This window comes from Rhodococcus sp. P4_C10, from assembly GCF_056402135.1.
Genome location: NZ_JBFUHZ010000041.1, coordinates 31,927 through 41,216, shown reverse-complemented (window position 1 = coordinate 41,216; position 9,290 = coordinate 31,927). Strand labels below are relative to the sequence as shown.

Genomic DNA, 9,290 nt, shown 5'->3' with positions numbered 1-9,290 from the left:
GACCCTCGTCGTGACGAACATCGTCAGCCACAGCCTCTCCCAATCTTGCAGACGAGCAGACCTACCGGCATCCCATCAGTGACAACGCCGGCCCAACCGCAACCGAGCGCGATGGCCCTCATCTTTGCAGGTTCTGGCCGCTGTCAGTGTGCCTGGAGGTGCGACGAGGGTGCCGTTGCGACGAAGGAGCGGGCTGGAACCTGCTCTTGGCCGCCGGCGAACCTATATCTCTTACTCGGCGGCGAGTGCGTCGAAGGATCGGCGCAGGAGTTCGACCGCGTCCGCGCTCTCGGAATCGGCCCAGGTGGTCAGAGCGATGTCGAAGCAGGCGAGTGCGGCCTGTACGAGTGTCTGCGCTCGTAGCTCCGCACAGTCACCGGCCAGACGTGCCTGCACAACGGGAACAAGCATGTTCGCCCAGCCCAGATGCTTCTCGAGATTTCGGGCACGGAGAGACGCGGTGCTGTTGAGCACGCGCATGGTCCGCTTGCTGCGTTGCTCGTCCTCGTCGCCGCGTGGTCGAGACAGCAGGGATTCGAAGGAGATCCGCAACGACACCAGAGCAGGTTCATCGGCCGGACGCGAGGCGAGGGCGTCACGGACGAACTCGCCCCAGCGGGTCAGGTCCCCGATGACCGCGTCTTCCTTGGCCGGGAAGTAGCGATGGAAGCTTCGGGCAGAGATACCGACCGCGGCGGCGATCTGCTCGACGGTGACCGAGTCGAAGCCGCGCTCGGCGAAAAGGTCAACCGCGACCTCGGAAATGCGCGTGCGCACGGCCTCTCGGGTGATGTCGCGCAATCCCGAGGTCGGTGTCGAGGAACTTTCCACGTGGGCAGCATACATGGACAAAGTTGTCAGTCTCTGACAGATTGGGCCGAGGCTGACAACCGTCGAAAGGGAATCCATGGAAAAGCGCACGCTCGGCAAGCAAGGTCTGACCGTCTCCGCCCTCGGCTACGGCGCGATGGGCACCGCCATCGGCTACGGCCCGACCGACGACAACGAGTCGATCGCCGCCATCCGCAGGGCACACGATCTCGGAGTGACGATGTTCGACACCGCCGAGATGTACGGCTGGGGAGAGGGCGAGAAGCTGCTCGGCCGAGCATTGGCACCGGTGCGCGACGACGTCGTCATCGCCACGAAGTTCGGCTTCACGCCCACGTTCGGGTTCGACTCGCGACCCGGCCACATCCGCGAGGTCGTCGACGCCAGCCTCCGCAATCTCGGCGTCGACACGATCGACGTGCTCTACCAGCACCGTCCCGACCCGAACGTCCCCATCGAGGACGTGGTCGGCACGATGAAGGAACTCGTCGAGGCCGGCAAGGTCAAGTATCTGGGGCTGTCCGAAGCCGACGAGGCCACCATCCGCGCCGCACATGCAGTGCATCCGATCTCGGTACTGCAGACCGAGTACTCGATCTTCGCGCGCGAGGTCGAGTCCCTCTTCCCCGTCCTGGAGGAACTCGGCGTCGGCTTTGTCGCCTACTCGCCGCTGGCCCGCGGCTTCCTCAGCGGTGCGGTCGCCTCCCGCGAGCACTACGACGCCAACGACTTCCGTCAGCACATCCCGTGGTGGGCCCCGGAGAACTTCGCCGCCAACCTCTCGATCGTCGACGAACTCACCGCACTCGCCCGCCGCAAGGACGCCACCCTGGCCCAGCTCTCGTTGGCATGCCACTTGGCTCGCCAGGACTACATCGTCCCGATCCCGGGCTCCCGCAACCCGGCTCGGGTCGAGCAGAACATCGCGGCTGCCGATCTGGTACTTACCGACGAGGATCTGGTCGCGATGAGCATCACGATGCTCGCGGCCGAAGGGTGGACATCAGTCCGAGGCGTCAGCCTCGCAGCATCTCGGCGACCAGGAAGGCCAGTTCGAGGGACTGCTGGGTGTTCAGCCGCGGGTCGCACGCGGTCTCGTAGCGACCGGACAGGTCCAGGTCGGAGATGTCCTGCGCGCCTCCGAGGCACTCGGTGACGTTCTCGCCGGTCAGCTCGACGTGGATGCCGCCCGGATGGGTGCCCATGCCGTTGTGGACCTCGAAGAAGCCCTGCACCTCGTCGACGATGCGGTCGAAGTGACGGGTCTTGTACCCCGTCGATGCCTCGTGGGTGTTGCCGTGCATCGGGTCGCACTGCCAGATCACCTGGTGACCGGTGGCCTGCACCTTCTCGATGATCGGGGGCAGCAGGTCGCGGACCTTGCCGTTGCCCATCCGCGAGATCAGCGTCAGCCGACCGGGCTTGTTCGTCGGGTCGAGACGCTCGACGTACTCGACCGCCATCTCGGGCGTCGTGGTCGGCCCGATCTTGAGGCCGATCGGGTTCGACACCAGCTCGGCGAACGCGATGTGGGCACCGTCGAGCTGACGGGTGCGGTCACCGATCCACAGGAAGTGCGCCGACAGGTCGTACAGCTTCGGGTGGTCGTCGTCGTTGTCCAGCCGCAGCATCGCGCGCTCGTAGTCGAGCACGAGCGCCTCGTGACTGGCGAAGATCTGGGCCTGGTGCAGGGTCGGGTCGGTGACCCCGCAGGCGTTCATGAACTGCAGGCCGCGGTCGATCTCGGTGGCCAGCGACTCGTAGCGGGCACCGGCCGGCGACGACGCGACGAACTCGCGGTTCCAGTCGTGCACCTTGTGCAGGTCGGCCATGCCGGCCCCGGTGAGCGCACGCACCAGGTTCATCGCGGCGCTGGCGTTGGCGTAGGCACGCACCAACCGCGACGGGTCGTGCGCGCGCACGGCCTCGTCGGCGACGAGCGAGTTGACCATGTCGCCGCGGTAGGACTTGAGCCCCAGCGAGTCGACGTCCGACGAACGCGGCTTGGCGTACTGGCCGGCGATCCGGGCGACCTTCACCACCGGCAGGCTCGCGCCGTAGGTCAGCACCACGGCCATCTGCAGCAGGGTGCGGATGTTGCCCTTGATGTGCGGCTCGGTGTTGTCCGCGAACGTCTCCGCGCAGTCACCGCCCTGCAGCAGGAAGGCCTCGCCGCGCGCGACGCCGGCGAGCTGGGCCTGCAGGGCCTCCACCTCGCTGGCGACGGTGATGGGCGGCACGCTCTCGAGCACAGTGCGCATCGCGGCCGCCTGGTCCTGCGGCCACGACGGCTGCTGGGCGGCGGGCTTGCTCAGCGCCTCGTCGAGCTGCTGGCGCATCGCTGCGGGCAGCGGCGGGAGTTGGGGCAAGCGGTCGATCGGCACGTCGACAGTCCAGTTCACTCATACAGGATATTCATTCCCCGGGCTCGCCGTCACGAAGGGGCCGTTTCCCGTGCCGGTGGCGGGTCAGCGCAGCGTCAGCGACGCCCGGATCGCCTCGTACTTCACCAGGTTGTGCCGCGCGTCGGCGAGCGCGTCGTGCGCGTCACTCGGTGCGGACGGCAGCACCGGCGACCCGGCTTCCTCCCAGTACTGCTTGAGCTCACGGGTGAACCGCGGCATCGGCTGTGGCAGCGCGGTCATGTCACCCCACAGCTGGCACAGCGCCACGTGGTCGTAGGCGGCGACCCAGGCCCACAGCTCGGGGGTGATGCCCGGCCTCGGAATCAGGAACTTGAGCAGGTCGTTGCGGATCTGTTCGCGCGAGCGCCACAGCGGCGACGACGGCTGCGGCAGCTTCGGCAGCACGTTCGCGCGGACCCACTTTCCCGCACGGGAGGGGTCGAACTCGGTGGACACGGCGTAGAACTCTCGCCCGTCCTCGGCAGCCACACCGATCGAGACCAGGTCGATTGTGCGACCATCCTCGATGAACTCGCAGTCGTAGAAATAGCGCACACGAGCAGCCTATGCGCCATGCACACTGGGAGTACGACCGCCCCCGAACCGAAGGATGACTGGTGCCGACCGCCCCTGACACTGGGACCGCAGCCGCCCGCACCGCCGAATCCCCCGCCCGGGACCACGGCGGCACCGATGCTTCCCCCGACACCCGGCCGACCTGGTCGACCTGGCCGAGGTCGCTGACCGCCCGCCTGGCCGTGCTGGCGGCGGTGACCGTCGGAGTGGCCTACAACCTGGTCGGCTTCCCCTGGCTGCGTCAGGTCGGCAGCTACTACCGGATCGACCTGGACGTCTACCGGATCGGCGGCACCGCGCTGGCGCACGGCGTGCCGCTGTACGGCCACCTCCCGGCCACCGCCCTCGGCAAGCCACTGCCGTTCACCTACCCGCCGCTCGCCGCGATCCTGTTCAGCCCGATGTCGGCGCTGACCCTCGACCACGCCAGCCTCGCGTTGACGGCGACGTCCCTGGTCTTCCTCGTCGGGTCGATCCTGTTGACCCTGCGGTCCCTCGGCCTGGTCGACCGCACCACCGTGACGTGGACGGCCGGCGCCCTGTTCGCCGGCGCGCTGCTGCTCGAGCCGGTGTACTCGACGCTCGACTACGGCCAGGTCAACATCGTGCTGATGGCCCTGGTCGTGGCGGACTGCCTGCTGCCGAAGACACCGTGGCCCCGCGGACTGGTAGTCGGTCTGGTCGCGGCGGTGAAGTTGACGCCCGCGGTGTTCGTACTGTTCTTCCTGCTGCGCAAGGACTTCCGCGCCACGCTCATGACCGGCGTCGGCTTCCTCGCGGGCGTCGCGATCGGGTTCGCGGTGTCCTTCTCCGACGCGAAGACCTACTGGACCGAGACGCTGGTGGACTCCGGCCGGATCGGGCTGCCCGCCTACCCGGCGAACCAGTCGATCACCGGCGTGCTGGCACGGCTCGGCCTCGACCCGGCCCTGCGTTCCCCGCTGTGGGTGCTGGGCTGCCTGCTGGCCCTGGCGATCACCGTCGTCGCCGTGCGCCGGTCCTTCGCGGCCGGACGACCCGCGCTCGCACTCACCACGACCGCGATGTTCGGGCTGCTGGCTTCGCCGGTCTCGTGGTCGCACCACTGGGTGTGGGTGGTCCCGATGCTCGCGGTGTGCGGGCACCTGGCCCTCGCCCGACGCGACGCCGGGCGGTCGGCGGACAACGAGCTCCGACACCGGGCACTGTGGGCGACATGGACGCTCGCGGGCATCGCCCTTTTCGTGATCGCACCGCACTGGCGGCTGGCGCCCGGCCGGACCAGCGGACTCGGCTGGCCGCTGTGGGACCAGTTCCTGGCGTCGTCGTACGTGTGGTGGGGCCTGGCCACACTGGTGCTGGTCGCGGTCGTGCCCCTGGCACCGGCCCACGCCGCCGACCCGCTGCCGGCGGAGTCCGCGGACGAGGACGAGGACGAGGACCCCGAACTGGTCCGCGTCAGCTGACGGTCCGCGCCGGGCAGCTCGCCGGGCCGGACTCGCTCAGCTCGCCTCGACGTCCGGGATGCGTGCGGCGTCCGGTCGGGGCGCCGGCTCGGCGGGAACCTTGTTCCGGAGCGTGGCCGCGTACACGTCGACGTACTCCTGACCCGAGAGCTTCATCAGCGTGTACATCACCTCGTCGGTGACCGCCCGCTCGACGAACCGGTTTCCGCCCATGCCGTTGAACCGGGAGAAGTCGAGCGGCGGGCCGACCCGGATCACGATCTTTCCGGGCCGCGGCAGCCGCGAACCGATCGGGTTGAGCTTGTCGGTGCCGATCATCGCAACCGGGATGACCGGGACGCCCGCCTCCAGCGCCATCCGGGCCATGCCCGTCTTGCCCTTGTACAGCCGTCCGTCCGGGGACCGCGTGCCCTCCGGGTAGATGCCGAGCAGCTTGCCGTCGGCGAGCACCTGGAGACCCGCCTTCAGCGCGTCGCTGGCGGCGTCGGCGCCGGTCCGGTCGATCGGCACCTGCCCCAGCGCGGAGAAGAACCACTTCTGGAATCTGCCCTTGAGTCCGGCGCCGGTGAAGTACTCACTCTTGGCCAGGAAGGTGATGCGCCGCGGCGACCGCATCGGCAGGTAGAACGAGTCGACCACGGCCTGGTGGTTGCTGGCGAGAATCGCGGGCCCGTCAGTCGGAAGGTGCTCTGCCCCTTCGATTGTGGGGCGCCCGAGCACGTAGAGAAACGGTCCGAGAAGAACGTATTTGAACAGCCAGTACCACATGGCGCCTTCCCGAAGTCAACCGTGCTCACACTGTGTTTTCGCTGCTGCTGACTGTACCGAGCAGGCGTGAAGGCCGCCACAGCGGGCGGCGGCGGCCGGCAGGATCACACACCCACTCCCGCCCGGCGTTCACAGCATGCAGCGGGCGAGTTCGGCGGCGCCGATCATCGCGGCGGCCTCACCGAGCTGGGTGGCCCTGATCCGGGCCAGCGGACGGTGGCCGGCCCCGGTGACCAGGCCCGCGTACCGCTCACGGGCGTCGTCCAGGAACAGTGCCGACGAGCTCGCCACGCCGCCCGCGATCACCACCAGATCGGGGTCGAAGATGTCGCTGACCATCGCTAGACCGACGCCGAGCCAGTGCGAGAGGTCGGCAATCGCCCGCAGCGCGACCCCGTCGCCGTCCTGCGCAGCGCCCGCCACCCTGCGCCCGGTCAGCGAGCCGGGGTCGCGGGCCACCTCCCGCGCCAGCACCGTCGAGTCCGCCGGGTTGGCAGCCAGCATCTCGATGGCGGTGTCCACCAGAGCCGTTCCACTGCAATATCTTTCCCAGCATCCACGCTTGCCGCACGAGCACGGGCGACCGTCCGGCACCACCTGCAGGTGACCGAGTTCCGGTGCCACGCCGTGACTGCCGCGGTACAGGGCCCCGTCGATCAGCAGCGCCGCCCCGATCCCCGTGCCGATGGCCACGGTCACCACGTTGCGCCCGCCGGCCGCGGCGCCGAACCGGTACTCGGCCCACGCCGCGGCGTTGCCGTCGTGTTCGAGGACCACCGGCAACCCGAGTCGGTCCCCCAGGTCCCGGGCCACCGGTGCGTCGACCCACGGCAGGTGCGGCGCGAACCGAACCGTGGTGCGTTCGAGGTCGATGAACCCCGCCACCGCGAGCCCCACCGCGCCGATCCGGTGCCGGCCGGCCAGTTCCCGAACGGCGCGGTCCAGCCCGTCCTCGAGTGCCCGCGCCGACTGCGGGGTCGGCGCCTGCACCGAGTCGAGTACCTCGCCGTCCGCCGCGACGACCGAGGCGCGAATGCTGGTGCCCCCGACGTCGATACCGACCGTCAGCGCCGGACCCTCCTCGAGTGCGCCCATGATCAGCGATTGTCCTCGACATGAACCACGATCGGGACGAATCCGCGCGGTCGAGGTGGCGGCGGGTCGCCGTCGCCAACCCCGCCGACCCCGCCGTCGTCACCGTCCGGTCCCGGCCGCTGCCCGTGCTGTTCGAGCAGCGCCCGGATCAAAGCGAGCAGGGCGACGGCCTGTGAGGCCAGCAGGGTGAGCAGGTCGTGCTGTTCGCCGCGAGCCAACGCCGCCAGGGCGCACACCGGGCACCACTTGCAGCCGGACGGCGGAGGGGACGACCCGGAAACGGCGGCACCGGACACCGCGGGGTCCCCCGGCCCGGCCGCGCCGGGGGTCTCGCCCGCCGCTTCTGCCGCACGTTCGAGGAGCGGTTCGAGCATCGGCTCGAGGCGGTCCAGCGCGGCGAGCGTCAGCGCGCGCAGTTCCACCATCAGTTCGGTGTGGTCCCCGCTCACTGCGGCCACACCTGCGGGTCCGGCTGGAAGCGGACCACCAGGTCGTCGCCCTCGAAGTCGGCCCCGACAGTCACGCAGCGGCGCAGCACCGACGCCAGCCGCACCCGGCGGCGCAGCCCCGCGGCACCGACCACCAGGTCGTCCTCGACCCTGCCGAGGGTCACGGTGGACGGGTCGGCCAACGGCAGTGGCAGGCGCAACGCGTACACCGACTCCACCCCCGATCCCGACTCGAGTACCACCGTGTTCTCCCGCCCCGCCGCCGGCGTGTCTCCTGGCCGCGGTGCCGTGACGGCAGGGAACAGCGCGTCGGCCAGCGTCGCGAGAGGCTCCAACCCTACCGGCTCGCTCGCGCACTCGTCCGCGGTGCGCACGGTCACCGCCGCGAGGCTCGCGCGCAGCTCCGCGACCATCGCGTCCTGAGCGGCGCGGCGACCGCGGAACCCGCGCAGAACCGCTGCATCGGCGACTGCCTCCGGCGCCTGATCGTCGTGCGGCGCAAGGCCGTTCACCACCACGTCGTCGAGCCGGAGGCCGAGCAGCGCGAGGGCGGTGACGGTGCGGCGCGCCTCGGCCAGCGGCACCGTCCCGGCCCCGGCGACCAGCCGGACGCCAGTGCGGGCGCCGTCGGCCAGGAGCTCACGAATCGGCTCCGTCGACGCGACGAGACGGTCCACCAGCAGGGCCGCGATCAGCTGCCACTGCGGCGCCGACGGACCCACCAGGGCGCGGCTGTGCAGGGGCCAGATCCGCTCGACGTAGTCGGCCACCGTCTCGGGCACCTGGAGCAGTCGCAGCGCGTCCGCGGTCGCCGGGCAGTCCACCAGCACCACGTCCCAGTCGCCGGAGTCGGCCAACCGGGTGACCTCGGCGAGCGCCAGCAGTTCCTGGGCGCCGGGCAGTCCGGTCAGTTCCTGCGGGTCGGGCAGCGAGAGCGGCGCACCGTGCTCGTGCTCGTGGTCGCCGGGCACCAACGCCGCGAGCACCGCGAGCCGCCGCTCCAGCAGCGCGAGCGTGTCGAGTTCGAGGACGTCGATCCGGTCCGCCACGGAGGTCACCGAGTCCGCGTCGCCCGGGCGTCGCCCGACACCGAACACGTCGGCCAGCGAGTGCGCCTGGTCCAGGGACACGGCGAGCACTCGAATCCCCCTGCGCGCCAGAGCTACCGCGGTCGCCGCGGCGACCGTCGTCTTGCCGACGCCACCCTTGCCGACGATGAACTGCACCTGGGAGCGCACATCGGCGTCGTTCGCGGTCAGCCCTCGACTCGCTTCTTCAATTCCTTGAGCGCGGTGTCGGTGATCGCCTTCTCCGCCTTGCGCTTGAACAGGCCGATCATCGGGATGTTCAGGTCCACGGTGAGCTCGTAGGTGACGGTCGTGGACCCGTCCGGCTCGCCGACCAGGGTGTAGGAACCGGACTGCGCCTTCTGGATCTCGCCGGAGACCAACTCCCAGCGCACCGACCGGCCGTCGGCGGCCCAGTCGAACTCGAGGACGTAGGTGTCCTTGACCATCCCGGCGTCCAGGACGAACCGGACCTGCTCGGCCCGACCGTTCGCCCCGACGGAGAGCACCTCGACCGACTTCGCGGCGGCCACCCACTGCGGGTACGCGTCGTAGTCCGCGATCACGTCCATCACCCGCTCCGGTGCGGCGGCGATGCTGATCGACCTGTTGGTCTTGTCGGCCATGCTGGCGACGCTTCCTTTCCCACGACTG

Annotated in this window: 9 protein-coding genes and 1 pseudogene; 2 read left to right on the top strand and 8 right to left on the bottom strand. The window is 69.9% G+C overall.

The annotated features are described in order from the left end of the window. Positions 1-231: 231 nt before the first annotated feature. Positions 232-801 carry a TetR family transcriptional regulator gene (locus AC1DWC_RS21565; protein WP_477911349.1) on the bottom strand — a complete coding sequence of 190 codons (570 nt, stop codon included), beginning with the start codon at positions 799-801 and terminating at the stop codon, positions 232-234. Between the two features lie 106 nt (positions 802-907). Between AC1DWC_RS21565 and AC1DWC_RS21560 the strand changes: the two are divergent. Then, positions 908-1,822: pseudogene (locus AC1DWC_RS21560) on the top strand (aldo/keto reductase); the annotation flags it as partial. 25 nt (positions 1,823-1,847) lie between these two features. Here the strand turns inward: AC1DWC_RS21560 and AC1DWC_RS21555 are convergent. Both AC1DWC_RS21555 and AC1DWC_RS21550 read right to left on the bottom strand, forming a co-directional pair. Next, complete coding sequence (locus AC1DWC_RS21555) at positions 1,848-3,233, bottom strand: class II 3-deoxy-7-phosphoheptulonate synthase (protein WP_477840703.1); 1,386 nt, start codon at positions 3,231-3,233, stop codon at positions 1,848-1,850. Between the two features lie 66 nt (positions 3,234-3,299). Further along, complete coding sequence (locus AC1DWC_RS21550; protein WP_477911347.1) at positions 3,300-3,791, bottom strand: polyadenylate-specific 3'-exoribonuclease AS; 492 nt, start codon at positions 3,789-3,791, stop codon at positions 3,300-3,302. A 62-nt stretch (positions 3,792-3,853) separates the two neighbouring features. Between AC1DWC_RS21550 and AC1DWC_RS21545 the strand changes: the two genes are divergently transcribed. After that, the gene (locus AC1DWC_RS21545) at positions 3,854-5,257 is read left to right on the top strand and encodes a glycosyltransferase 87 family protein (protein WP_477911345.1); all 1,404 of its coding nucleotides are present in this window, start codon (positions 3,854-3,856) and stop codon (positions 5,255-5,257) included. Positions 5,258-5,293: 36 nt separating this feature from the next. On the opposite strand, the gene AC1DWC_RS21540 is transcribed toward AC1DWC_RS21545, so the two are convergent. From AC1DWC_RS21540 to AC1DWC_RS21520, 5 genes are all read right to left on the bottom strand, one after another. After that, positions 5,294-6,025, bottom strand: coding sequence for a lysophospholipid acyltransferase family protein (locus AC1DWC_RS21540; RefSeq protein ID WP_477911343.1), 732 nt, complete (start codon positions 6,023-6,025; stop codon positions 5,294-5,296). A gap of 129 nt (positions 6,026-6,154) precedes the next feature. Continuing rightward, complete coding sequence (locus AC1DWC_RS21535; protein ID WP_477911341.1) at positions 6,155-7,120, bottom strand: ROK family protein; 966 nt, start codon at positions 7,118-7,120, stop codon at positions 6,155-6,157. Between the two features lie 2 nt (positions 7,121-7,122). Continuing rightward, positions 7,123-7,569 (bottom strand): hypothetical protein, encoded by a 447-nt coding sequence (locus tag AC1DWC_RS21530; protein WP_477911339.1) that lies wholly within the window; start codon positions 7,567-7,569, stop codon positions 7,123-7,125. Then, positions 7,566-8,807: an ArsA family ATPase gene (locus AC1DWC_RS21525; protein ID WP_477911337.1), complete on the bottom strand. Its 1,242-nt coding sequence runs from the start codon at positions 8,805-8,807 to the stop codon at positions 7,566-7,568. The genes AC1DWC_RS21530 and AC1DWC_RS21525 overlap by 4 nt, the downstream gene beginning before the upstream one ends. Positions 8,808-8,824: 17 nt before the next feature. Then, positions 8,825-9,262 carry an SRPBCC family protein gene (locus AC1DWC_RS21520; protein WP_072846292.1) on the bottom strand — a complete coding sequence of 146 codons (438 nt, stop codon included), beginning with the start codon at positions 9,260-9,262 and terminating at the stop codon, positions 8,825-8,827. Positions 9,263-9,290 lie beyond the last annotated feature (28 nt).